Origin of the sequence: Burkholderia pyrrocinia, from assembly GCF_001028665.1 — a bacterium.
Classification (GTDB): domain Bacteria; phylum Pseudomonadota; class Gammaproteobacteria; order Burkholderiales; family Burkholderiaceae; genus Burkholderia; species Burkholderia pyrrocinia.
In genome coordinates this window covers 1,714,597-1,740,042 of sequence record NZ_CP011504.1, presented here as the reverse complement: position 1 = coordinate 1,740,042, position 25,446 = coordinate 1,714,597, and the positions used below count along the sequence as shown (strand labels likewise).

General features: G+C 67.3%; 20 protein-coding genes. 6 read left to right on the top strand and 14 right to left on the bottom strand.

The genetic code is table 11. The features are described from left to right. Window positions 1-16 precede the first annotated feature (16 nt). Complete coding sequence (locus tag ABD05_RS23975) at window positions 17-1,291, bottom strand: serine hydroxymethyltransferase (RefSeq protein ID WP_047902528.1); 1,275 nt, start codon at window positions 1,289-1,291, stop codon at window positions 17-19. Window positions 1,292-1,735: 444 nt separating this feature from the next. Here ABD05_RS23975 and ABD05_RS23970 point away from each other — a divergent pair, with 444 nt between their 5' ends. Then, window positions 1,736-2,761, top strand: coding sequence for a GlxA family transcriptional regulator (locus ABD05_RS23970; RefSeq protein WP_047902527.1), 1,026 nt, complete (start codon window positions 1,736-1,738; stop codon window positions 2,759-2,761). A 59-nt stretch (window positions 2,762-2,820) separates the two neighbouring features. Here the strand turns inward: ABD05_RS23970 and ABD05_RS23965 are convergent, their stop codons facing one another. Further along, a complete protein-coding gene (locus tag ABD05_RS23965) occupies window positions 2,821-4,233 on the bottom strand; it encodes a discoidin domain-containing protein (protein WP_047902526.1) in 1,413 nt (470 codons plus the stop codon). A 267-nt stretch (window positions 4,234-4,500) separates the two neighbouring features. Here ABD05_RS23965 and ABD05_RS23960 point away from each other — a divergent pair, with 267 nt between their 5' ends. Together ABD05_RS23960 and ABD05_RS23955 are read left to right on the top strand one after the other, a co-directional pair. Next, on the top strand, window positions 4,501-5,922 hold the full coding sequence (locus ABD05_RS23960; protein ID WP_047902525.1) for an aminotransferase-like domain-containing protein: 1,422 nt from the start codon (window positions 4,501-4,503) through the stop codon (window positions 5,920-5,922). 262 nt (window positions 5,923-6,184) lie between these two features. Next, window positions 6,185-6,943 (top strand): hypothetical protein, encoded by a 759-nt coding sequence (locus ABD05_RS23955; RefSeq protein ID WP_047902524.1) that lies wholly within the window; start codon window positions 6,185-6,187, stop codon window positions 6,941-6,943. A gap of 219 nt (window positions 6,944-7,162) precedes the next feature. Here ABD05_RS23955 and fdhA read toward each other — a convergent pair whose 3' ends face one another. The 8 genes from fdhA to ABD05_RS23915 form a co-directional block, all read right to left on the bottom strand. Next, on the bottom strand, window positions 7,163-8,359 hold the full coding sequence (fdhA, locus tag ABD05_RS23950; RefSeq protein WP_047902523.1) for a formaldehyde dehydrogenase, glutathione-independent: 1,197 nt from the start codon (window positions 8,357-8,359) through the stop codon (window positions 7,163-7,165). Between the two features lie 256 nt (window positions 8,360-8,615). Next, the gene (locus ABD05_RS23945; RefSeq protein WP_047902522.1) at window positions 8,616-9,806 is read right to left on the bottom strand and encodes an HlyD/EmrA/EmrK family protein; all 1,191 of its coding nucleotides are present in this window, start codon (window positions 9,804-9,806) and stop codon (window positions 8,616-8,618) included. Continuing rightward, entirely contained in the window at window positions 9,806-11,665 is a 1,860-nt protein-coding gene (locus ABD05_RS23940; RefSeq protein WP_047902521.1) for an efflux transporter outer membrane subunit, read from the bottom strand. Before ABD05_RS23940 ends, ABD05_RS23945 begins: the two co-directional genes overlap by 1 nt. A gap of 8 nt (window positions 11,666-11,673) precedes the next feature. Beyond that, window positions 11,674-12,612 (bottom strand): glycosyltransferase family 2 protein, encoded by a 939-nt coding sequence (locus tag ABD05_RS23935; RefSeq protein ID WP_047902520.1) that lies wholly within the window; start codon window positions 12,610-12,612, stop codon window positions 11,674-11,676. Window positions 12,613-12,622: 10 nt separating this feature from the next. Then, window positions 12,623-14,224, bottom strand: coding sequence for a DHA2 family efflux MFS transporter permease subunit (locus ABD05_RS23930; RefSeq protein ID WP_047902519.1), 1,602 nt, complete (start codon window positions 14,222-14,224; stop codon window positions 12,623-12,625). Next, the gene (locus ABD05_RS23925; protein ID WP_047902518.1) at window positions 14,221-15,504 is read right to left on the bottom strand and encodes a glycosyltransferase; all 1,284 of its coding nucleotides are present in this window, start codon (window positions 15,502-15,504) and stop codon (window positions 14,221-14,223) included. The genes ABD05_RS23930 and ABD05_RS23925 overlap by 4 nt, the downstream gene beginning before the upstream one ends. Window positions 15,505-15,521: 17 nt before the next feature. Beyond that, window positions 15,522-16,091: a methyltransferase family protein gene (locus ABD05_RS23920; protein ID WP_047902517.1), complete on the bottom strand. Its 570-nt coding sequence runs from the start codon at window positions 16,089-16,091 to the stop codon at window positions 15,522-15,524. 67 nt (window positions 16,092-16,158) lie between these two features. Next, window positions 16,159-17,061, bottom strand: a complete 903-nt coding sequence (locus ABD05_RS23915; RefSeq protein WP_047902516.1) for an alpha/beta fold hydrolase — start codon at window positions 17,059-17,061, stop codon at window positions 16,159-16,161. A 722-nt stretch (window positions 17,062-17,783) separates the two neighbouring features. Between ABD05_RS23915 and betI the strand changes: the two genes are divergently transcribed. Genes betI through betA form a run of 3 tightly spaced genes read left to right on the top strand, consistent with a single transcriptional unit; the run spans window position 17,784 to window position 21,592 of the window. After that, the gene (gene betI, locus ABD05_RS23910) at window positions 17,784-18,368 is read left to right on the top strand and encodes a transcriptional regulator BetI (protein ID WP_047902515.1); all 585 of its coding nucleotides are present in this window, start codon (window positions 17,784-17,786) and stop codon (window positions 18,366-18,368) included. 30 nt (window positions 18,369-18,398) lie between these two features. Next, a complete protein-coding gene (gene betB / locus ABD05_RS23905) occupies window positions 18,399-19,868 on the top strand; it encodes a betaine-aldehyde dehydrogenase (RefSeq protein ID WP_047902514.1) in 1,470 nt (489 codons plus the stop codon). A 23-nt stretch (window positions 19,869-19,891) separates the two neighbouring features. Beyond that, a complete protein-coding gene (betA, locus tag ABD05_RS23900) occupies window positions 19,892-21,592 on the top strand; it encodes a choline dehydrogenase (protein ID WP_047902513.1) in 1,701 nt (566 codons plus the stop codon). A 78-nt stretch (window positions 21,593-21,670) separates the two neighbouring features. On the opposite strand, the gene ABD05_RS23895 is transcribed toward betA, so the two are convergent. From ABD05_RS23895 to ABD05_RS23880, 4 genes are all read right to left on the bottom strand, one after another. After that, window positions 21,671-22,270, bottom strand: a complete 600-nt coding sequence (locus ABD05_RS23895) for a dual specificity protein phosphatase family protein (RefSeq protein WP_047902512.1) — start codon at window positions 22,268-22,270, stop codon at window positions 21,671-21,673. Between the two features lie 13 nt (window positions 22,271-22,283). Continuing rightward, entirely contained in the window at window positions 22,284-22,778 is a 495-nt protein-coding gene (locus ABD05_RS23890; RefSeq protein WP_047902511.1) for a hypothetical protein, read from the bottom strand. Continuing rightward, on the bottom strand, window positions 22,775-23,917 hold the full coding sequence (locus ABD05_RS23885) for an MGDG synthase family glycosyltransferase (RefSeq protein ID WP_047902510.1): 1,143 nt from the start codon (window positions 23,915-23,917) through the stop codon (window positions 22,775-22,777). The genes ABD05_RS23890 and ABD05_RS23885 overlap by 4 nt, the downstream gene beginning before the upstream one ends. A 383-nt stretch (window positions 23,918-24,300) precedes the next feature. Continuing rightward, complete coding sequence (locus tag ABD05_RS23880) at window positions 24,301-25,422, bottom strand: hypothetical protein (RefSeq protein ID WP_047902509.1); 1,122 nt, start codon at window positions 25,420-25,422, stop codon at window positions 24,301-24,303. Window positions 25,423-25,446 lie beyond the last annotated feature (24 nt).

The following is a 25,446-nucleotide window of genomic DNA, read 5'->3' as shown; positions in this document are numbered from 1 at the left end:
GTCTTGTCGGTGTCGATCAGTAAATCGGGAAACGTTCGCAAAGCGCGAAGATCTCGCGGCGCACGCGCTGTTCGGTCGCGTGGTCGCCTTCCGGGTTCGCGCGCAGCGCGTCGAACACTTCGAGAATCAGGCGGCCCACTTCGCGGAACTCCGCGACGCCGAAGCCGCGCGTCGTGCCGGCCGGCGTGCCGAGGCGGATGCCCGACGTGACGGTCGGCTTCTCGGTGTCGAACGGGATGCCGTTCTTGTTGCAGGTGATGCCTGCACGTTCGAGCGCCTGCTCGACCGGCGCGCCCTTCAGGCCCTTCGGGCGCAGGTCGACCAGCAGCAGGTGGTTGTCGGTGCCGCCCGTGACGAGATCGACGCCGCCGGCCTTCAGCACTTCGCCGAGCGCCTGCGCATTCGCGAGCACGTTGTCGATGTAGGTCTTGAAGTCGGCGTGCAGCACTTCGCCGAACGCGACGGCCTTGCCGGCGATCACGTGCATCAGCGGGCCGCCCTGCAGGCCGGGGAACACGGCCGAGTTGATCTTCTTCGCGATGTCCTCGTCGTTGGTCAGCACGAAGCCGCCGCGCGGGCCGCGCAGCGTCTTGTGCGTGGTCGACGTGACGACGTGTGCGTGCTCGACCGGGTTCGCGTGGCGGCCCGCGGCGATCACGCCCGCGATGTGCGCCATGTCGACCATCAGCTTCGCGCCGACGCTGTCGGCGATCGCACGGAAGCGCGCGAAGTCGAGCGCACGCGGGTATGCCGAGAAGCCGGCGATGATCAGGTTCGGCTTGTGCTCGTGCGCGAGTGCCTCGACCTGGTCGTAATCGATCAGCATCGTGTCGCGGTTCACGCCGTACTGAACGGCGTTGAACCACTTGCCCGACAGCGCCGGCTTCGCGCCGTGCGTCAGGTGGCCGCCCGCATCGAGCGACATGCCGAGCACCGTGTCGCCCGGCTTGGCCAGCGCGAGCATCACCGAGCCGTTCGCCTGCGCGCCCGAGTGCGGCTGTACGTTCGCATAACCGGCGTTGAAGATCTGCTTCACGCGCTCGATCGCCAGCGCCTCGACTTCGTCCGCGAATTCGCAGCCGCCGTAGTAGCGCTTGCCGGGATAGCCTTCCGCGTACTTGTTGGTCAGCACCGAGCCCTGCGCTTCGAGCACGGCGCGCGACACGATGTTTTCCGACGCAATCAGCTCGACCTGCGACTGCTGACGCTCGAGTTCCTTCAGGATGGCGCTGCGCACCGGCGCGTCGCGCTCGGCAAGGGTCTGCGAGAAGAAAGGCTGGGAGTTCGACATAGTGCGTCCGTGACGAAGAATAAAGGGCTGAAACCGAAGCTCAAGGCCCGCCCTGCCTGGGTTTCCTGCTTGCCCGGTACAAGGCTGCCGACGGCTCTATTCTTGTCGTTCGGATTTTCGGCGGATTGATGAATTTAGACGCGTTCTTTGCCTTTTCCGCCATGCACGTCCGTTTTATACAAGTGACCGGTCGTGCTTTTTCGAATGTCCGATGAAATTCGCGGCGCACGTTCACCTATGAACGGGCACTCCGGCGGTGCCACCGCCGCCCGGCGCAGGTGCAACGCGTCACGGGTTCGGTGCAGTGCAGCATACCTTTGAGCCTAATCAATGAAAGCGGCTAGGGTTTAGCCGTATGGCACGCTTGTTGCGCTCGCTCACACAATACCGAAGCCCGATCCGTGCCTCGGGCCTATAGCTATTAGAGATTCAAGGAAGCTCCCCATGTCGCCCGACCGCACAGCGTCGCTGTCCCACTTCGCGTTCATGCCTTTACCGAACTTCACGATGATCGCGTTCACCAATGCGATCGAGGTGCTTCGGATGGCGAACTACCTGAGCGGCCAGCCGCTCTACCGCTGGTCGATAATCAGCCCGGACGGCGGACCGGTCACGGCGAGCAACGGCCTCACGGTCGACACGGGCCCGGCCGAATGCGTCGGGCAGCCCGACATCGTGTTCGTGTGCGGCGGCGTCGACGTGCAGCGCGCGACCACGGCCGCCCATCTGTCGGCGCTGCGCCGCTTCGCGCGCATGGGGCTGCCGCTCGGCAGCCTGTGCACGGGCACCTATGCGCTCGCGAAATCGGGGCTGCTCGCGGGTTATGCATGCGCGATCCACTGGGAGAACATGTCGGCGCTGAAGGAAGAGTTTCCGGACACGCGCTTCCTGAAGGAACTGTTCGTGATCGACCGCGACCGCATCACGTGCACGGGCGGCGTCGCGCCGCTCGACATGATGCTGAACCTGATCGCCGCGCGCGTGGGCACCGCGCGCGTCACGCAGATTGCCGAACAGTTCATCGTCGAACACGTGCGCGACACGAGCGCGCAGCAACGCATGCCGCTCGTCGCGCGCCTCGGCTCGGCGAACAAGTCGCTGTTCGAAGTGATCTCGCTGATGGAGAACAACATCGAGGAACCGCTGTCTCGCGAGGAGCTCGCGCGGCTCGCGAACATGTCGCAGCGGCAATTGCAGCGGCTGTTCCGCGAGCATCTCGGGATGACGCCGACGCACTACTACCTGACGCTGCGGCTGCGCCGTGCGCGCGAGCTGCTGCTGCAGACCGACATGTCGATCATGCACATCACGATGGCGTGCGGCTTCCAGTCGGCGTGCCACTTCAGCAAGAGCTATCGCGACTCGTTCGGCGTCGCGCCGACGAGGGAGCGTCGCAAGCAGGTCGCGCCGCTTTCGCAGGGGGCGGCGAGCGCCGCACCGGCGTTTCCGGCGCATGTGCTGCATGCGTGAACGGCGCGCTGCGCGTAACGCATGAAAAAGGCGGCTTTGAAAGCCGCCTTTTTTTGCGCTTACGATCCCCACACCTGCATTTCGTAGAGCGAGTAACCCCACTGCGTCGCGCGCTGCGTGCCGAGCATCCGCACGTAACGACCGCTGCCGTTGAGATTCGGCAGCGTGACGTGGCTATATGAACCGCCGTTGCTCGTTGAATAGATCGTCGTCCAGTTCGCGTTGTCGTTCGACGTCTGGATCTGGTAGACGAGCGCGCCCGCATCCCAGTACAGATCGACGTGATCGATGTGCTTCACCGCGCCGAGATCCACGGAGATCCACTGCGAACCGACACCGGCGCCTTCCGGCGAATCCCAGCGTGTGCCCGTCGCGTTACCGTCGAACGCCTTGTCGGGCGTGAGCGACGCGTTGTAGCTCGCCGACGCGGCGGCCGGACGCCCTTGCGACAGCAGCGTCGGCTGCGCGGCGGCCGGGCCGCCGTAATAGCTCGACCCGAGCTTGGCCTTCGTCGTATCGGCATTCACGCCGAACTGCGACAGGCTCCAGCGCTGGCCGGTCGTCACGTCGCCGACGTAGAGCTGATAGCCGCCCGCCGTCGTCGACGAGAAGAACAGATAGTTCGTACCACTCACCGGCGCCGGGTCCGAGTTGTTGCTGATGCAGTCGTTGAGCGACAACGCATTCGGCGTCGATGCCGGGTCGGCGGTCTTCGAATAGATCTGGTCGGCCGCGCCACTGTCTTTCCAGCGCGCGTAGAACACCATGCCGTCCGCGCGCACGATCGGGTAGTACGTCTGCAGCCCGGCCGGATGATCGAACACGGCGGTCGCGCCGGTCGCGATCGTGCGCTTCATCAGCCCCATGTTCGAGCCGGTGCCGGTCGCGTAGTACACGGCGCTCGCGTCCGGCGCGAGATACGGCATCGAGTATTCGGCGCCGGCCGGCGCGTTCGTCAGGCTCACGACCGACGTGAACACCGGGCCCGCGCTCGTGTACGACAGCGCCGCCTGCTTGACGTCGCCGTTCTGCTTGAACACGAGCGTCTTGCCGTCCGTGCTGAATTTCGGATCCTCGTTGCGCGTGGCGCCCGTGCTGTTCGTCATGTTGACGGGCGGCGTGCCGGCGCCGAGCTGCAGCATGAACACGTTCCATGCGCCGTTGCTGATGCCCATGAACGCGAGCCACTTGCCGTCGGGGCTGAACACGCCGTTCATCGGATCGGTGATGCCCCACGTGCTCTTGCTCAGTTGCGTCAGCGTATGGGCCGAGAAGTCGTAGAGGAACAGCTGGCTCGTGCCGTCGCCGTACTTGACGTAGCTGTGATAGACGAGCTTGCCGGTCAGCGCGGCAGGGAACGTCGCGTTCGGCTGGGCCGCGGGATTGCTGATGCAGGCCGCCGTGGCGGCGCCGCTGAACAGGTTGAGGGCGATGCCGGCCACCAGGCCCGCGATGAGGGTCTTCGATTTCACGCTGAATGATTCCGGGTAAGGTGAGGACGCCGCAGACAAGGTCGCGCGCAGGACGCGCAAGGGTCACGGATCAGCCGCCGGGCAGCGTGGACTCCTTCATAGTCAGACGTCGGGAAAAAAACTTGCGAAATCATGCCCGCTCGTCAGACGAAAGAAAAGGATCAAAGTCCATCAAAAACTTGCGGATCAGCGATTGGGGCGCAATGGCGCACGACGGGTGCCGTGCTACTCTTTTTTCAGCAAGGCCCGAGCGGCCGGAGGGCTGGCATGAAGCGATATGCGGCGCTGGCACAGACGATCGCCGATGCGATCCGGCGCGGCGACCTGGCGGCCGGTGCGCGCATCCCCACCGTGCGCGCGGCCTGCCGCGCGTATGGCGTGAGCCCGTCCACCGTGTTTCGCGCGTACTACGCGCTCGAAAGCGAGGGTCTGATCGTCGCGCGTGCGCGGTCCGGTTATTTCGTTGCGAACCTCGAAGACAAACACGTCCGGTTCGGCCACGATCCGCCGCGCAAGCCGGCCGCTGCGCCAACCGGCGGCGGCGATCCGCTGTTCCGCCTGCTCGACTCCGTCAAGTACGAAGACATCGTCCAGCTCGGCTCGGCATTCGCCAGCTATTCGCTGTTTCCGATGGGCAGCCTGTGGCGCTACGTGGCGTCGGCGGCTCGCAGCATGGATCGCACGAAGCTGCTGTCCGGAATGCCGCCCGGCAACGACGCGCTGCGTCGCGAGATCGCGTTGCGCTACCTGAGCGCGGGTGCGGCCTTGCCGATGGACGAGATCGTCATCACGACCGGCGCGCTCGAAGCGCTGACGCTCAGCCTGCAGGCGCTGACGCGCCCCGGCGACATCGTCGCGATCGAACGACCGGCATTCCATGCGGTGCTGCAGGCCGTGCAGCGCCTGCACCTGAAGGCCGTCGAGATTCCGGTCGACCCGCGCACCGGCCTCGACCTCGACGCGCTCGCGGAGGCGCTCGACACGCATCCGGTGCGCGCCTGCTGGTTCATGACGTCGTTCCACAACCCGACCGGCGCGACGATGACCGACGAGCGCAAGCGCGCGCTGATCGACCTGCTCGCGTCGCGCGGCGTGCCGCTGATCGAGGACGACGTGTACGGCGAACTGCATTTCGGATCGATACCCACGCGCCCCGCGAAACTGTATGACGACAGCGGGCTCGTCCTGCATTGCGGCTCGTTCTCGAAATGCCTCGCGCCCGGGTTCCGGATCGGCTGGGTCGCAGCCGGACGCTACGTGCGGCAAATCCGGCAGGCGAAAGGCGCGAGCGCGCCGTCGGCGGACGTGCCCGCGCAGATGGCGATTTCGAGCTACCTGCGCGACGGCACATACGACCGGTTCCTGCAGAAACTGCGGCGCAATCTCGCCGCGCACCAGGCGCAAATGCTCGCCGCGGTTCGCGCGTATTTTCCGGCCGGCACCGAAGTGTTCACGCCCGACGGCGGGTATTTCCTGTGGATCGAACTGCCGCCGCGCGTGGACGCGATGCACCTGTTCGGCGATGCGATGGAAAACGGCGTCAGCATCGCGCCGGGGCCGATCTTTTCCGCGACCGGTGGATTCCGCCGTTATCTGCGGCTCAACTACGGCCGGCCGTGGACGCCGGCTGTCGAACGTGCGATGCAAACCATCGGGATGCTCGCGGCCCGGCAGCGGCACGACGGTTAGCGCAGAACGCGCGGATCGCGACGACCGACATGCGCCTTGCGTTTCGCGCGCGAGCGACAAAGAATGAAGCGGAAGGCAGCCACGGACGAACGTGTTCGATGCGTCCGATGTTATGGAGAATCACATGAGCACCGCATGCGAACGACAGTCGACGACGCGCGCTCCGCTGGATGCCGGCACGCGTGGATCGACTGCCGGGTACGAAAAAATCACGGTCATCGGCGATCGTTCGTCTCGTTGACGGCGCCTGCCGCTTCGAACGATGCGAGTCCTCCCCAACCGGAACGTTCGCGCGCACGATGCGTGGCGCGCCGTGCTGAACACGCGCGCCGACTCGCGGCATGCCGCTTGCTGCCGCTGCAGGGAATGCGGCTTCGTGGCCTTCCGCGCACTCGAGCACTGCCCTGTCTGCGGCCAGTGGAACTGGCCGTTCGATCCGATTCGCCGCGCGTCGGACGACGCGCATGCCACGCATGCGCCGCAGTCCTTCCATACGTGGTCGTCGCGCGTCGCGCGTACGCTGCGCAACGCGGCCTTCCGGCAGCCGCGCGCATCGAGCGCACCGATCCTGAGCATCCTGACGCTCGTGCTGCTGGTCGGCGGCTACGTGATGGTCGACCGGACATGCAAGGCCGATCCCGTTTGTCGCGGCTCCGGTACGCCTGCCGCGTCAGCGACCGAGTCCGGTCTGCATGCATCGACCGATCCGGCGCCGCCGGTGGTGCCGGTGCCCGTCTACCCGTTTCATTCGACTGACGGAACGCAACTGGTGGCCAATCCACAACACGGCGGCCCGAGCGCCGGCGAACCCGCGAACCGAATGCCGGTTGCGCAGGCCGCGCCGTCGATTCGCGAGCCCGGCCGGACGCACGGCGGGGCAGTTCGCCTCGCGGACTGGCGAGTCAGTCGCGATCCCGCGCATCGCACGCATTCGATCCGCCGGGTGAGCCTGCACACCGGCCACGTGCGGCGCACCGCAACCGGCAACGCCGACGTCGCGAAGCTCTATCGCGGCCACTGAGTGCGCGGTCCGGCGGTTCTCGCGCCCGCCACTTCAATTTTCTAAACCGGTACTCGAAAAAACCATTTGCGTCGCGACGGACGCGCGACGTTCAATGGGTCATTCGCCAGCGCCGGCACATGCCCCGCCCGCCTCGCCGTACCCGCAACGAAAACGGGCGGCCCGTTTCCGGAACCGCCCGTTTCGCATTGCGTGTTGCGCGTGTCGAACGCTAGCGCATCAGGCCGCCAGCAACCCGTGCGGGTCGATGACGAATTTGCGCGGCGCGCCGCCGTCGAACTTCTTGTAGCCTTCCGGCGCCTGGTCGAGCGAGATCACTTCGACGTTGACGATCTTCGCGATCGGCAGACGGTCGAACAGGATCGCCTGCATCAGGTTGCGGTTGTACTTCAGCACCGGCGTCTGGCCCGTGAAGAACGAATGCGACTTCGCCCAGCCGAGGCCGAAGCGGATGCTCAGGCTGCCGTGCTGCGCGGCCTTGTCCTTCGCGCCCGGATCGTCGGTCACGTACAGGCCCGGGATGCCGATCGCGCCGGCCGGCCGCGTGATTTCCATCAGCGAGTTCAGCACCGTCGCGGGCGCCTCTTCCGAGTGACCCGACGAACCGTGGCCGTGCGCCTCGAAGCCGACGCAGTCGACCGCGCAGTCGATCTCGGGCACGCCGAGAATCTGTTCGATCTGTTCGCCGAGCGATGCGTCCTTCGACAGGTCGACCGTCTCGAAGCCCATCGCCCTCGCGTGCGCGAGGCGTTCCGCGTTCATGTCGCCGACGATCGTCACGGCCGCGCCGAGCAGGCGCGCCGAGGCGGCCGCCGCCATCCCGACCGGGCCCGCGCCCGCGATATAGACCGTCGAGCCCGGCTTCACGCCCGCGCTCACCGCGCCGTGATAACCGGTCGGCAGAATGTCGGACAGGCAGGTCAGATCGCGGATCTTCGCCATCGCCTGGTCGCGGTCGGGGAATTTCAGCAGGTTGAAATCGGCATACGGCACGAGCACGTATTCGGCCTGGCCGCCGATCCAGCCGCCCATGTCGACGTAGCCGTATGCGCCGCCGGCACGCGACGGGTTCACGTTCAGGCACACGCCCGTATGCGTGTCCTTGCACATCGCGCAGCGCCCGCACGCGACGTTGAACGGCACCGACACGAGATCGCCGAGCTTCAGCGTCTCGACGTCGCGGCCCACTTCGACCACTTCGCCCGTGATCTCGTGACCGAGCACGAGGCCGACCGGCGCGGTCGTGCGGCCGCGCACCATGTGCTGGTCGGAACCGCAGATGTTCGTGCTGACCACCTTCAGGATCACGCCGTGGCCGATCGCGCGGCCGCTCGGATCGACCATCTTCGGATAATCGATGCTCTGGACTTCGACCTGGCCCGGTCCAAGATAGACGACACCTCGATTGCTGCTCATCGTATTGTCTCCATGTCTCGTTGGATGGCGCGGCGGCACGCCGGCGAATGCGGCGCGCACGCAACGTGCTGTTCGAGAGTAGTCCCGGAGGCAGGGGCGCCGATGTCTCAAACGCGACATGCGTTTGAACGGCGCCGACATCGATGGCGGAAATACGAAAGTCGGGCGGGAAACGACGGGAAGGCCGGGACGCAGCAGGATGCATCCCGGGTCGGACCGGCCCTGGCGACCGGCCCTGCCCTTTTTTCGGCGGGCGTTACCCGCCCTGATTCTCGCGGATGACCGCCGCGGCGGCCGCATCGGCCTCGCTCGCGACGCCGTCGTGCACACGCGTGCTGACGGCCGGCGTCGGCGGTTCGCTGTCGAGCGCGTGGCCGTTGCGGTCGTGCGTGTCGACCGTCGCGCGCATCGACAAACCGACGCGCAGCGGGTGCGCGGCGAGATCGCGCGGATCGATCGCGATCACGACCGGCACGCGCTGCACGACCTTGATCCAGTTGCCGGCCGCGTTCTGCGACGGCAGCATCGAGAACGCACTGCCCGTGCCCGCCGAGAAGCCCTGCACGCGGCCGCGATAGGCCACGCGCGTGCCATAGAGGTCCGACACGACCTCGACCGGCTGCCCGACGCGCATGTGGCGGATCTGCCCTTCCTTGAAATTCGCCTCGATCCACAGCCGGTTCAACTGCACGACCGACATCAGCGGCACGCCGGGCCCGACCTGCTGGCCGACCTGCACCGAGCGCTGCCCGATCGTGCCGTCGACGGGCGCGACGATCGTCGTGCGCTTCAGGTTCCGGTACGCGAGCTTGAACTGCGCGGCTGCCTGCACGACGGCCGGGCTTTGGTCGACGGGCAGCTTGCTGCCGAGCGCGCGCGCGGCATCGAGCTGCGCCTGCGCGGCCGCGAGATTCGCCTGCGCGCCGGCCACCGCCGCGCGCGCACGCGCCAGCTCCTCGGGCGCGACGATCTCGACCGATGCGCCCGAGCGCGCCGCGAACGCACGCTGCGCGAGCGACAGGTCGGCACGCCGCGCGTTCACGGCCTCGACGTACATCGTGTTCGAAATCTTCGCGTTCGCGACCTGCCGCACGGCCTGCGCGAGCTGCGCCTTCGCCTGCGCGAACGCGACGGACGCCTCGGTGTCGTCGAGCCGCACGAGCGTCTGCCCGGCGCGCACGGCCTGCGTATCGGCAACCAGCACATCGGTCACGGCGCCCGGAATCTGCGCGGCGACCTGCACGATGCTGCCCGCGACATACGCGTCGTCGGTGTCTTCGTAATAGCGGTCGCTCAACAGCCAGTACGCGATCCACGCGAGCGCGGCCAGCAGCACGACCGCGAAGAACACGGTGAAGCGCTTGCGGCGCGTCGCGCGGCGCGTATCGAGTGCCGGGTCGTTCAGCGCGGCCGGCTGCGCGGCGGTATGAAGGTTGTCGTGGTGCATCAGTCGCTTTGCGTAACGATCAGACGATCGTGCTGGAAGACGGGGATCGCCGGCGTGACCGACGCGCCCGGCGCCGGGCTCGCCGATGCCGTGCGCGCGAGCACAGGCGTACCGCGAGGTGTCGCGCCGGGGTTGGTCGCACCGATCGTCGACGGACGCGCCGCATCGTCGCGCGGTGCAGGTGCGGGTGCTGGTGCTGCACTCGCCGTACCGGTAGCCGGCGGCACGACACTGCGTCCCTGACGCGCATCGGCGGAAGCACCTGCCGCCGCCCGATTCGCGGCCGCAGCCGCGCCAGCGGTCGCAGCGGTCGCCGCACCGCGCCTCGCCGCTCCGCTGCGCGCCTGATGCACGGCCGGCGCCTGCGCAACCGTTGCGCCCGCATCGAACCCGCCGCCCAGCGCGCCGATCAGCCCGACGCGCAGCGTCCGTTGCCGGCCGAGCAACGCGATCATCTGCGCGCGCTCGTCGATCAGCGTGAGATCCGCGACATCGACATCCTTCTGCATCAGCACGCCGCGCCGGTGGCGGTCGGCCGCGATCTGCACGATCTTCTGCGCGGCCGCCACCGCGTCCTGCTGCTGCGTGACGAGCGTCTGCGAGGTCTGCAGCGACGTGACGATCTGCGCGACCTGCCCGAGCGCATCGTCGACGGTCTTGTTGTACAGCCCGATCGCAACGTCCGCCTGCGCGACATCCGCGCCGAGCTTCGCTTTGAGCCGGCCACGGTCGAAGATCGGCAACGAGATCGCGGGGCCGACGGAGCCGGCGAGCGAGTCGCGCGAGAACAGCGACGCGGGCGTGAGCGCAAACACGCCGCCGAGCGCGACGAGGTTCACGTCCGGATAGAACTGCGCGCGCGTCGAATCGGCATTCGCGAACGCGGCTTCGACGCGCAGCCGCGCAGCGACGATGTCCGGCCGGCGGCCGAGCAGGTCGGCCGGCAGCCGCGCCGGCACGGCGCTGCCCGCGAACGCGCCGACGCGCGGCCGCTGCAGCGCGAGCCCGCGCTCGGGGCCGCGCCCCGACAGCACGCCGAGCTGCAGTTGCGCGAGCTTGATCTGCTCGTCGTTCAACGCGATCTGTTCGAGCAGGCGGGTGCGCTTGATCGACGCGTCGCTCGCGTCGTACGCGTTGTCGAGGCCGCGCGCGGTGCGTTCGCGCAACACCGCCGTCACGCGCTGGCTGATCTTCAGCTTCTGTTGCAGCAGATCCTGCGTCGCGTACGCCTGGTCGAGCTGGCAATACACGGTGACGATCGCGACGGCGAGCGTGAGCCGCACCTGTTCGGCCTCGACACCGGCCGCGTCGCGCAGCGACATCAGGCTTTTTGTCGCGGCGCGGTTCTTTCCCCACAGATCGAGCTGGTAGTTCAGCCCGACGAACACCGACGACGGCGACACGATCGGATCGCCGAAAATCTCGACCGGCACGCGATAGCCGCCCGCCGTCACGTCGGCGATGTCGCCGGGCTTCGGCATCCGCGCGCGGCTGACCGTCGCGCCAGCGGTGCCCGTCAGCCCCGTCAGCGAATCGAACTGCTGAAGCTGCGCCTGCGCGATCCGCAGCCGCGCCTGCGCGACCTGCAGATCGGGGTTGTTCTGCGAGGCCTCCGCAACCAGTGCGTCGAGCTGCGGATCCTGCAACTGCTTCACCCAGTCGGGCGCCGGCCACGCGCCGTTCGCGCCGGGGCCGGCCGTGTGCGCAAGCGCATCGCGGGCCGGCGCGCGCAGCGACAGCGAAGGCAGGAAGCCCGACGGCACGCATCCGCCCAGTGCCAGCAACACGGCCGCCGCCGCGATCATCGAGCCGCGTCGCACGCCATACGCCAAACCCGCCGCTTTCTTCACACGCCGCATCGCGCCCCTCACCCCTGCTGAATGCGCTGCGCGCGTGCGGCCAGCCGTGGCCGTGTGCGTTCGAGCGGACCGAGCCGGCCGAACAGGCCGTCGGCGACGCCGAACAGGATGCCGGCGAGCTTCGCGCGCTTGTCGCGCTCGACGAGCGCGATCTGCACGACCTGCCATACGGTCAGCAGGTTCGGCACGATCGCCACCGGAAATCGCAGCCCGTATTGCATCCCGAGCTGCACCGCATTGCGCGCGCTGTAGTAGCGCCGTTGCCACGAATGATTCATCGACGTCATTTCAAAAGGGCCGATCGCATGACGCTGCTTCGCGCCGATCCGGTGCGGCAGCACCAGCGACGGCACGACATAGAGCGGCACGTTGCGCGACAGCGCGCGGAAGCTGTATTCGGTATCGACGTGATCGATGAACAGCGTCTCGTCGAACCGGCCGAGCACGTCGAACGCGTCGCGCGATACGACGCAGCCCGACGAGATCAGGAACGCGCAGCGCTGCAGCGGCGCACCCGGCTCGATGCGCAGGCGGCGCAGCCCGATCCCGTTGGTCGAGAGTTCGGGCAGGAAGCTGCGCGCGTTCTCGTCGAAGATGCGCGGGCCGGCCAGGAACGCACGCCCCGCGAGCCCCGCGCAGACATCGCGCATCGTCGGGAAATACGCGGCCGGCACCGACGAATCCTGATCGAACAGCGCGACCGCATCGATGCGATCGCGAAACAGCGCCGCGAGCCCCGCGTTGTATGCGCCCGCGATCCCGCCGCGGTTGCCGTGATGCAGCAGCGCGATGCCTTCGCGCTCGCACAGGTCGCGCGCCCGCGCATCGGGCTGCGGCGTGTTGTCGACGACGAGCAGCGCGTCGCACGCATGCCGCCACGCGCCAAGCGCTTCGAGCTGCGCGTCGCTCGGGTGATACAGGATCACGAGTGCGCCGAGTGTCGTCATGTTCGTCTCCTCAATGTCCGAAGGACGCCGCCGCGCCACGCTTCGGCCGCGTCAGCCACATCATCGCGGCGAGCACGAGGCAGGTCATGCTCGCCATCCAGAACATGTCGTTCGTCGCCATCATGTACGCCTGCTGCATCACGACCTGGTGCAGCGTCGTCAGCTCGCGCACGCCGTCCACGCCCATCGTGTTCAGCGCATGCACGAAGCGCTGCGTATTCGCCGACGCGTGCGTGACGGATTGCGACACGACGTCGTAGTGATAGGTCGCGCGGTTGTCCCACAGCGTCACGCTCATCGCGGTGCCGAACGCGGCCGACAGCGTGCGCAGGAAGTTCGACAGGCTCGATGCGGCGGCAAGCCGGTCGTCCGGAATGCGCGACAGCGTCGCGGCGGTCAGCGGAATGAAGAACAGCGGCAGCCCGATCCCCTGGATCAGGCCGGGCGCGGCGATCTGCGCGAACGTCATCTTCAGCGTGAAATGCGCGTCCCACGCGAGCACGCCCGCGAACACGAGGAAGCCGGCCGTCGCGAGCACGCGCGCGTCGAAGCGATGCGCGTACAGGCCGACGAGGATCGAGAACACGAGCGCGAGCACGCCGAGCGATGCCGTCGCGAGCCCTGCATGAAACGCGTTGTAGCCCATCACGGCCTGCATCCACAGCGGGAACACGACGCCGACCACCGAGAAGCTCATCATCCCGAGCGAGATGATCAGCACGCAGAACGAGAACGTGCGGTCGCGAAACAGGCCGAGATCGACGACGGGATGCGCTTCGCCCGCCTCCCAGATCAGCAGCGACACGATCGAGAGCCCCGCGACCACCGCGAGCGTGACGATCAGCGGCGAATCGAACCAGCCGCGATCGTGGCCGAGATCGAGCATCGCCTGCAGCGAGCCGACGCCGATCACGAGCAGCACGATGCCCGGCACGTCGATCGGGCCGGCCGCGCCGCGCTGTGCGTCGGGGCGCAGCATTGCGGTGCACACCGCGAACGAGAACAGCCCGATCGGCAGGTTGATCAGGAAGATCCACGGCCACGAGAAGTTGTCGACGATCCAGCCGCCGACCACCGGCCCGAAGATCGGCGCGAGCAGCACCGTCATCGCCCACAGCGCGAGCGCGATCGTGCGCTTGTCCGGCGGGAACGTGCGCAGCAGGATCGTCTGCGACAGCGGCACCATCGGCCCCGAGCACAGCCCCTGCAGCGCGCGGCAGATCACCAGCACATGCAGGTCGCGCGCGAGCCCGCACAGCAGCGACGTCAGCGTGAACAGCAGCACCGCGCCGACGAACAGCCGCAATTCGCCGACGCGGCGCGCGAGCCAGCCCGTCAGCGGCACCGCGATCGCGGCCGCGACCGAATACGAACTGATCACCCACGTGCCCTGGCTGTTCGATACGCCGAGACTGCCGGAGATCGCCGGCACCGCGACGTTCGTCACGGTCGAGTCGAGCACCTCGATGAAGGTCGCGAGCGACAGCGCAAACGTCAGCAGCGCGAGCCGGATGCCACGCACCGGCTGCGCGGCCGGTTCCGACGCCGGAGCCGGCGCGTCGAACGCGGACGGCGCGACGGGCCGGTCGTGAAGCGGCGACGCGGTGCTCATGCGCCGGCCGCCGCGACATCGGCCCGCGCGGTCGCCCGCCAGCGCTTCGGCGCGAACCGTTCGATGAAATCGGCGGCCGCATGACAGCCGTCCGGCGCGGCGGCGATCAACGCACGCACCCGCTCCGCATGCACCGCGAACGCGGGTTCGTCGAGCACGTGCGCGAGCGCCGCGCCAAGACGCGCGCCATCGACGGGGCCATCGACACGCACGCCGCAGCCGCTCGCCGCGACGCGTTGCGCGTTGTCGAACTGGTCGTGCGCGAACGGCGTCACGACCTGCACGATCCCGGCCTCGTACGCGAGCGCCGCGGTGCCGATCCCGCCGTGATGCACGAGCGCGCGGCAATGCGGCAGCAGCGTGCGCATCGGCACGAAGCGGCGCACGAGCAGCCGGTTGCCGTCCGGCGCCGCATCGTGCGGCGTCAGCAGGATCCCGCGCGCGCCGGTCGCGCGCAGCGCATCCGCCACCGCGCGCGCATACGCCGCGTGATCGACGAGCGTCGAGCCGGCCGTGAACACGACGGGTGGCTCGCCGGCCGCAAGAAACGCATCGAGTTCCGCATCTTCGTCAGGCACCGCAATATCGTTGAACAGCGGAAAACCGCTTTGCAGATGATTCGCCGGCCAGTCGGGCTGCGGCGGCGCGAACCAGCCGGGAAACAGGCACAGCACGCCGTCGGTCGAATGCAGCCAGCGGCCGAGCACGCGCCGCGCGGGCGCAAGCCCGAGATCGCGGCGAACCGCGTCGAGCGCGGGGCCGCATACGCGGTCGAGCACCTGCCGCTCGATCAGCGTCATCAGCGCCGACTTCACCGGCAGCGGCCAGCGCGCGGGAATCGTCAGGCGCGGGTGCGTCGGCGGCGCATGCGCGGACAGCAGCGTCGACGGCGACACCTGCACCGACACGTACGGCGTGCCGTGCAACTCCTGCATGAAGCGCGCGGAGAACGCCCACAGCGTGCCGACGAGCACCGTATCGTCATCGGTCAGCGCACGCAGCGCGTCGTAATGCGGCCGCAGCATCGGCGCGATCACCTGCCACAGCGTGCGGAACGACGTGCGCGGGTCCCACAGCGCGGGATTCGCCATCGCGGCCTCGTATTCGGCCGCGGTGCCGACCGACACGAACGCGAAACCGCAGCGGCGCACGGCCGCCTCGAACGGCGCGTGCGTGCAGAACACGACGTCGTGACCGCGCGCCGCGAGCGTGCGCGCGACGCCGAGCAGCGGATGCACGTCGCCCGCCGAGCCGATCGCGGTCACGATCATCTTCGCCATCGCGCGCCTCGCGGGTGTCAGTAGAAACCGGGAATCAGCGCCGCGACCTCGCGGCGGTACTGCGCGTACGCCGGCCCGAAATACCCGGTCAGCCAGCTCTCCTCGACGCGCACCTTGTACGCGAGCGACGCGAACACGAGCAGCACGCCGATCACGCCGCGCCATTCGCCGCCGATCAGCGCGGCGCCGACGAGCGCGAGCAGGCAGCCCGTGTAGATCGGGTGACGCACGAGCGCGTACGGTCCCGTGCGCACGAGCTCGTGGTCTTCCTTCAGCGTGACCGACACGCTCCAGTTCGTGCCGAGATGCAGCCGCGCCCACACCGAGAACAGCAGGCCCGCGACCAGCACCGCGAGCCCGCACTGCGCCTGCAGGCCGAAGCGCTGCCAGTCGGGCGCGAGCGCCTGCCATGAAGGATCGGGCAGGATGATCAGCGCGCCGCCGACGATCAGCGGAATCGACTGCAGCGTGCGCGAGCGCGACGCTTCCTTGCGCACGGTCGTCTTCACGCCCTGCGACGTGGCGATCCAGTACGCGAGCCATGCGGCCCAGGGAACGACGATGGCGATGGTCTGAACGATATTCACGGCTGGCCTGCCTCGTTGGGATGGGAATTCGGATGCGCGGGCCGGGCCCGCGCCAAGACGTGCGGCGTCACGACGACAGCGCGTGCATCGGCGCGGGCGCGCACGCATGCGCGGCGGCGCGCGCCATGCCGGCCGCAGCCGGCGACCCGTCGCAGAAGAAATCGAGCAGCGCCGCCCGCGTGTATTCGCGCTGCGCGCGGCCTTCGATGTCGAGGAAATGGCCGGCGTCCGGCACCGTCGCGAATCGCGCGCGCGGCACGTGCGCGCCGAGCTGGCGGACGTCGGCCGGCGTCGTGTATTCGTCGCGCTCGCCGTTCAGGAACAGCAGTTCGCAGCCGATGTTCGAGAATTCGCTGAAGTAGCGCTCGGGCTGCAGCGACAGGATCTGGTCGACGTGGAACGCGACCTGGTCCTGCTCGTCTCGCGGCAGGCGCGTGAGATACCGGTAGTTGTACAGCTTCATGATGCGCGGCAGGTAGCGGCCGACGGTGTCGTTCAGCAACTGCGCGGCCTTCAGGTTCTCGCCGGCCGCGATGTGGTCGCGTGCGCGCGTCACGTAGTCGACCATCGCGTCGTTCAGGAACGGCGAGAACGAGCAGATCGCCGCACGCCGCACGCTCGGGCAGCCGCGCGCGAGCGCGAACAGCGATGCGACGCCGCCCCACGACACCGACACCAGGAACGCCGGCGCGAAGCGCTCGACCAGATGCTGAAGGATCGCGGCTTCGTCGTCCTTGGTCAGGATGAAGCAACCCGGGTTGTGCTGGCGCGACTGCCCCGCGTACGGCAGGTCGAAGCAGATCGTATTCATCCGCTCGCCGAGATACTGGACGGTCTGCCCGAACGACGCGGTCGTCGCGAGCGCGCCGTTGACGAGCATCGCCGTGTCGAACGCCGGGTCGAACACGTTCCGTTCGACGTAGACCTTCAGACCATTCGGCAGCGGGACCACGTGTTTTTCGGTCGGCATCGTCGTTCTCCGGTGGATGCGGCGTCTCGACGTCGCGGCATGCTGCAAGTGCGCAATGGCTCGCGCCGGCCCCGTGCACGGTCCGTCGCCGCGCCCATTGCCGACGCACCGCGGCAAATGCCGGCGGCGCCCATTCATTCCTCGTAGTGCGGCGCCATACTAATACGGACAATATTACTTACTCAAGTCATTCCAACGATGTCCTCTACTCGGTTGGGAAATGCGCCTGATTCAAATTTTTTTATCAATTTATATGGTATGCGGAATCGCCACGAAGACGATCGCAATCGTTTGCGAGCGGCACCAACAAGCTTGGTGAAATCACATTTTTCAATTTATATTCAATGACCTATACGATTTAAATCGCCTGATTTAAACGGTTTTTCGGAATTTACCGATCTTCTCCATCGGCACTCTCCATTTCACATTGCGGAGGATATTACATACCTCCACACTCTTTCGTTTCGTAATAGAAACGTGCTCGTAAATTTTCCACCGCATTGCACCATCTTTTCAAAAACCGTTTTAAACAAACTCCAGCTTAATTAACCTTCTTTCAATTCGTTTTTCCGCACCTGCACATCGCGGCAAACTCGGTCGATCCGTCTGTTGCGACATGCTTCACACCGTCAGACCCCGATTTTTTGTTGATTGAACGATCAATAAAAAACCGCTAAGCTCTCGACTTCCATGGATGGCCCGTCCGGGCGAAGGGAGTCGCGATGCCGAAAGTCGGAATGCGGGAGATTCGCCGCGCCCAGTTGATCGACGCCACGCTGCGTTCGATCGACGAAGCGGGCCTGCCCGGCACGACGCTCGCATCGGTCGCGCAACGCGCGAAGATCTCGACGGGCATCGTCAGCCATTACTTCGGCGACAAGGACGGCCTGCTCGAAGCGACGATGCGGCACGTGCTGCGCGACCTGTGGTCGGCCACCACGCGCCGCCGCGTGGCGGCACGCAAGGATCCGCGTTCGCGGCTGCGCGCGATCGTCGCCGCGAACTTCGACGACACGCAGGTCAGCGCGCCCGTGATGAAGACGTGGCTCGCGTTCTGGTCGCAGAGCATGCACGACCCGATGCTCAAGCGCCTGCAGCACGTCAACACGCGGCGCCTCCATTCGAACCTGTGCGCCGAATTCGCGAAGGCATTGCCGCTCGCGAAGGCGCGCGAAGCCGCCAGCGGCCTCGCCGCGCTGATCGACGGCCTGTGGCTGCGCGGCGCGCTCGCCGGCGGCCCGATCGACACCCGGGCGGCATTGAAGCTCGCCCACGATTACATCGACCTGCTGCTCGCGTCCGACTGACGCTACGCAGTCGCCCTCAAGGAGATCCTCATGTCCGTATTCGGTTTGCAGCGCCTCTACATCGGCGGCGGTTACGTCGACGCCACGAGCGGCAAGACTTTCGACACCTTCGATCCCGCCACCGGCGAGCTGCTCGCACAGGTGCAGCAGGCGAGCGCGGCCGACGTCGACCGCGCGGTCGCGTCCGCACAGGAAGGCCAGCGCGAATGGGCCGCGATGACCGCAATGCAGCGCTCGCGCATCCTGCGCCGCGCGGTCGACCTGCTGCGCGAGCGCAACGACGAGCTCGCGGCGCTCGAAACGCGCGACACGGGCAAGCCGATCGGCGAAACGCTCGCGGTCGACATCGTCACCGGCGCGGACGTGATCGAGTACTACGCGGGCCTCGCGACCGCGATCGAAGGGCTGCAGGTGCCGCTGCGCGCCGATTCGTTCGTCTACACGCGCCGCGAACCGCTCGGCGTGTGCGCAGGCATCGGCGCATGGAACTACCCGATCCAGATCGCCTGCTGGAAGACGGCGCCCGCGCTCGCCGCCGGCAACGCGATGGTGTTCAAGCCGAGCGAAGTCACGCCGCTGACCGCGCTGAAGCTCGCGGAAATCTATACGGAAGCCGGCGTGCCGGCCGGCGTGTTCAACGTCGTGCAGGGCGACGGCTCGGTCGGCGCGCTGCTCACCGGCCACCCGGACATCGCGAAGGTGTCGTTCACGGGCGGCGTCGAGACGGGCAAGAAGGTGATGTCGCTGGCCGGCGCATCGTCGCTGAAGGAAGTGACGATGGAACTCGGCGGCAAGTCGCCGCTGATCGTGTTCGACGATGCGGACCTCGACCGCGCGGCCGACATCGCGGTGACCGCCAACTTCTTCAGCTCGGGCCAGGTCTGCACGAACGGCACGCGCGTGTTCGTGCACCGCTCGATCAAGGACGCGTTCACGCAGCGCGTGCTCGAACGCGTGAAGCGCATCCGCGTCGGCAAGCCGACCGATGCCGACACCAACTTCGGCCCGCTCGTGTCGGCCGCGCAGCTCGACAAGGTGCTCGGCTTCATCGACAGCGGCAAGGCCGAAGGCGCGAAGCTGCTCGCCGGCGGCACGCGACTCACCGACGGCCACTTCGCGAACGGCCAGTACGTCGCGCCGACCGTGTTCGGCGATTGCCGCGACGACATGAAGATCGTCCGCGAGGAAATCTTCGGGCCGGTGATGAGCATCCTCGATTTCGAATCGGAGGACGAAGTAATCGCCCGCGCGAACGACACGCACTACGGCCTCGCGGCCGGCGTCGTGACCGAGAACCTGTCGCGCGCGCACCGCACGATCCATCGCCTCGAAGCCGGCATCTGCTGGATCAACACGTGGGGCGAATCGCCGGCCGAAATGCCGGTTGGCGGATACAAGCAATCCGGTGTCGGACGCGAGAACGGCATCACGACGCTCGAGCACTACACTCGGATCAAGTCGGTGCAGGTCGAGCTCGGCCGCTACAACCCGGTGTTTTGATTCTTGAAGGAGGAGAACCCGTCATGACGACACGCGAATACGACTACATCATCTGCGGCGCAGGTTCCGCGGGCAACGTGCTCGCAACGCGCCTGACGGAAGATCCGGACGTCACGGTGCTGCTGCTCGAAGCGGGCGGCCCCGACTACCGCTTCGACTTCCGCACGCAGATGCCGGCCGCCCTCGCCTATCCGCTGCAGGGCCGCCGCTACAACTGGGCGTACGAGACCGACCCCGAGCCGCACATGGACAACCGCCGGATGGAATGCGGCCGCGGCAAGGGGCTCGGCGGCTCGTCGCTGATCAACGGGATGTGCTACATCCGCGGCAACGCGCTCGACTACGACAACTGGTCGACGCACAAGGGCCTCGATAACTGGACATATCTCGACTGCCTGCCGTACTTCAAGAAAGCCGAGACGCGCGACGTCGGCCCGAACGACTACCACGGCGGCAGCGGCCCCGTGTCGGTCACGACCAGCAAGCCGGGCGTGAACCCGCTGTTCGAGGCGATGGTCGACGCGGGCGTGCAGGCCGGTTATCCGCGCACCGACGACCTGAACGGTTATCAGCAGGAAGGCTTCGGCCCGATGGACCGCACCGTCACGCCGCGCGGCCGCCGCGCGAGCACCGCGCGCGGCTATCTCGACCAGGCGCGTGCGCGGCCGAACCTCGAGATCGTCACGCACGCGCTCGCCGACCGCATCCTGTTCGACGGCAAGCGCGCATCGGGCGTCACGTACCTGCGCGGCAGCGAGCGCGCGACCGCGCATGCGCGCCGCGAAGTGCTCGTGTGCAGCGGCGCGATCGCATCGCCGCAACTGCTGCAGCGCTCGGGCGTCGGCCCCGGCGCGTGGCTGAAGGAACTCGACATTCCCGTCGTGCTCGACCTGCCCGGTGTCGGCCAGAACCTGCAGGATCACCTGGAGATGTACATCCAGTACGAGTGCAAGGAACCCGTGTCGCTGTACCCGGCGCTCAAGTGGTGGAACCAGCCGAAGATCGGCCTCGAATGGATGCTGAACGGCACCGGCCTCGGCGCGAGCAACCACTTCGAGGCGGGCGGCTTCATCCGCACGCGCGACGACGATCCCTGGCCGAACATCCAGTATCACTTCCTGCCGGTGGCGATCAACTACAACGGCTCGAACGCGATCGAGATGCACGGCTTCCAGGCGCACGTCGGCTCGATGCGCTCGCCGAGCCGCGGCCGCGTGAAGCTGCGCTCGCGCGATCCGAACCAGCATCCGAGCATCCTGTTCAACTACATGGCCGAAGCGCTCGACTGGCGCGAGTTCCGCGATGCGATCCGCGCGACGCGCGAGATCATGCGGCAGCCCGCGCTCGACCGCTATCGCGGCCGCGAGCTGAACCCGGGCGCCGACTGCAAGAGCGACAACGAGCTCGATGCGTTCGTGCGGGCCCGCGCGGAGACCGCGTTCCATCCGTCGTGCTCGTGCAAGATGGGGTACGACGACATGGCGGTGGTTGACGAACAAGGGCGCGTGCACGGGCTGGAAGGCTTGCGCGTCGTCGATGCGTCGATCATGCCGATCATCACGACCGGCAACCTGAACGCGCCGACGATCATGATCGCCGAGAAGATCGCCGACAAGATTCGTGGCAGGCAACCGCTCGCGCGTGTCGATGTGCCGTACTTCGTCGCTAACGGTGCGCTGGCGCGGGATGTTGCGAAGGCCGTGCGACAGCCGGAGATGGTCTGACGACGGCGGGCACACTGTCCGCACGCCCACGAAAAACGCCGCCGACGATCACCGTCGGCGGCGTTTTTCCTTTCCGGCTCAACCGTTGTTGACCTCTTGCCGCAAACGCTCGACGTCGACGTGCTTCAGGTAATTCGTGATGTTCTGCCAGATCGGATGGAACCCATAGCCGCCGTGCTGCAGTTCGTCGAGCGCCTGCTCGCGCGTCCAGCCCTGGTACACCATCCGGTACAGCGCCGACACGAGCCCGGTGCGATCGGCGCCGTGCTGGCAATGGATCAGCACCGGGCCGTCCTGGTCGGCGGTCCGCAGCGCCTTCAGCGCGGTAACCATGTCTTCGTCGCGGATGTACCACGTGTTGATCCGGATGCGCTGCATCTTGATCTGCGTGCCGGCCAGGATGCTGTCGTCCGCGTGAAACGCGCGGAAGCTGATGACCTTGCGGATGCCGAGCTTCTGCAATTCCGGCACGTCTTCGCGCGAGAGCTGCGCGCTGCGGTACAACGTCGGCGTGATGCGATGCAGGTTGTTCACGTGCGCGTCGACGATGCTTTGCGCCCATTGGATCGGGCGGGCCGCGATCGGGCGGGCCGCAACGCCGGAAGCCGGGTCCGCGCATACAGGCTGCACGAGCCCGGCGAGCGTGACGGCGAGCGCGGCAATGAAGGCAATTTTCATGTTGGTTCAGTGTTCAGTGGAATGCGCGCTTGCGTTCGCGCGACAGGATGAACAGGACGATCGCGGCGGCGCTCATGGTCCAGTAGTCGGTCGGCGCCACACCCAGCCAGTGAATATGCCACGGCACGTTGGCCGGATTGAAGCGGGCAAGACCATAGGCCGGATTCAGCACGAACCACAGAAAATCCTCGGTCAGCCAGAACACCATGATGCACGCGACGATGCGGGCTTCGATGCGCCACGACCAGCGCCCGTTGAACACGGGCGGCAGATGGAAGAACAGCGCGACGAACGGGAACACCCACGCGTGGTATCCGGTCATCGGGCGCCCGCCCCAGAAGATGTCGAGCAGCCAGTGATGCTCGATGCGCCAGGTCGGCAGGCTGGCGGCCCAGCCCGCGCTGCCCTCGATCTGGATCTCGACGTTCGCGAACAAGAACGCGAGCAACACGACCCACGCGACGACGAACAACGTATGGCGCGTCGGCATAAAACGCGCGACGCTCATGCGGCAGGCTCCAGGCCCAGCACGCGATCGAGCACGAAGCGCCCGGCCAGCGGCCGTCCGAGCGGAGCCAGGCGGCGACGCATGTCGGCCAGGCGCTCCGGCGTCTGCAGCAGCGCGCGGATCCGGTAGACGAGCGCATCGTCGTCGATGGCCTTCAGCGCGACGCCCTGTTCGAGCAGGAAATCCGCATTGCGCTCTTCCTGGCCCGGAATCGGCGAGTTGACGATCATCGGCAACTGCATCGCGAGACATTCGGACGTCGTCAGGCCGCCCGGCTTCGTGATGACGAGGTCGGCGCAGGCCATCAGGCGTTCGACCTGCTGCGTGAAGCCCTGCGGAAAGAGCCGGTCCGGATGCTTCGCGGCAAGCGTCTGCAGCGACGCGAGCATCGCCTGGTTCTTGCCGGCCAGCGCGATCAACTGGAAATCGGCGTCCATCTCCAGCAGACGTGTCGCCAGCACGTCGAGCCCGCCGAGGCCCGCACCGCCGGACATCATCAGGAACGTCGGTCGCGCGGGATCGAGGCCGAACTCGGCCGCGCAGGCCGCGCGATCGAGCGGCTGGCCGAACGCCGGCATGATCGGGATGCCGCTGACGTGCACCGTTTCAGGCGCCATGCCGCGCGCATGCATGCGCCACGCGATCTCGTCGTTGGCCGCGAAGTAACCGCGCATGTTCGGCACGACCCACATGCTGTGCAGGTCGAAATCGGTGACCTGCACCCACACCGGCGTGTCGACGCGCCCCTTGCGGATCTCGCGCGACAGCAGTTCGGCCGGCAGGAAGTGCGTGCAGATGATCGCGTCCGGGCGCTGCCGTTCGATCTCCGCGAGCAACTGCCGGCAATTGAGCCGCTCGATCGCGCGCCGGATTTTCTGCGACGGCGCGGCGGGATCGACCTCGTCGGTCTTCTGGTACAGGTAGCCCCACAGCGCCGGCTGGCTGCTGACGAGCTTGATGTAGAGATCGGTGTACAGCTTGCGGAAGCCGGTGGACACGAAATCCATCACATCCAGGTGGGTGGCTTCGATGCCGGCGGGATGGCTGTCGGCAAATGCGCGGATCGCTTCGGCCGCGCGGGTATGACCGGCGCCGGCGCTGACGCTCAGGAGAAGGATTTTCTTGTTTTGCTTTGACATCTGGCTGACCGTTTCAATGAAGGTGATCCGGACGCGGGTTCGGCAGCAGCGCTCTCACGCAGCTGCGTCTCGCGTCCGGCTTTCAACAAGCTTGGCGAATCTTCGGCGGCGCGGGCGGTCGGGTACTCCGAATCGATCGATCGCCGGCATCGACTGCGGCATCATACTGCGTCCGGTCGATGCGGCCCGGATCTGTCGATGCCGCGCTGTCAGTCGGGTTGGCGTGGCGCGCGGTCGGCGGGAGACGCCGACGGCATGACGGCTTGAGGGCGCCGCCGCTTGGCGCCCCACTCGCGCGTGCGAATGGGGGGCCGTATTTCAGCGCGCACGGGTGCTTGCGCGCGTGTCGTGTCGGGTCGGGTCGTTTCGCCGACGGCGGTGGGTCAGCCGGCCTTCCCCGCGTCTTCGCCGAACCGGGCCGTCACCACGGCCCGCGTCCGCATCCGCTTTGCGCGGACGATCGGGTTCCATCGCGACGTCAGGCTCATTGCGTCGCGCAGGCGTTCGAACGCGGCATCCTCCTTCGGCCCGAAGCGGCTGACCGCCGGCCACGCGAGCACGTGATCGAGCCACGCCTGCCATGTGTCGCCATGAAAACGGCGGCCGATTTCCCGCACTGCCTCCGGCGCCGCGATCGCGATACCCGCCAGCAGGTAGTACGCCCAGAAGCTGCCCGCGCCGACGAGTCGGTCGAGCCGGCACACGGACAGCGCGGCAAGCAGCCCGTCCACCGACGCAAGATCGGCGCGATGCGTGCGGATTGCCCGCGCAACGAGGTTGTGCTGACTGCCATACGCGGCAACGGACATCCCGTTGCCGGCGGCAAGCGTGGCCGAGAACATCGCGAGCGCCGCCATCTCGTCGATGCGTGATGCGTCGTCGCGCGGGCCGCACGCGCGCAGCACGATCGCATCGATGATGACGCCGGGCCGGGCCGATGTTTCCGCACTCGTCGCCGCGATGACGGCCAGCTTTTCTCTCAGGTTCTTCGCAAGGGGCGGCTCGCCCTGCCCGTCTGTTTCATCTGCGGTGCATTCGCCAGCGTCGTCGTCGTTGCATTCGACACCGCCTGCAATCCGCGCGAGCGCGACCCAGCCGACATCGGGATCGTCGAATGTGCACGCATCGATCACGCCGTACGCCGCGTCGAACACAGCGCTCGAACCGGGGCAACAACGTTCGGCTTCGGTGAGTTGCTGCGCGGAAGGCACATGCGAGCACGCGCCGAGTGGATCGGTCGGGTCGCATGCGCAGCTGCCGCCATCCGTTGCGATCCACGGTACAAGCCGGTGAAGAACGGCCGCTGCGTCGCGCGACAGGCTCACACCTGCCCGCATGCGTATCGCGTGTGACGCGCCGACTGTCGTGTCGCCGGCGTCGCCCGCCGTCGCCACACATGCGGCAGCGTCGAGCTGTTCGATCAGGTACTGCAACCACGCGGCCGTGCGCAGCCGGTCAGGCGTCGCGCCGCGGGCATCGCCATACTCTGCTGGGTCAGTAAGCATGGGTCGTCCGGGATAGTTCTGGCC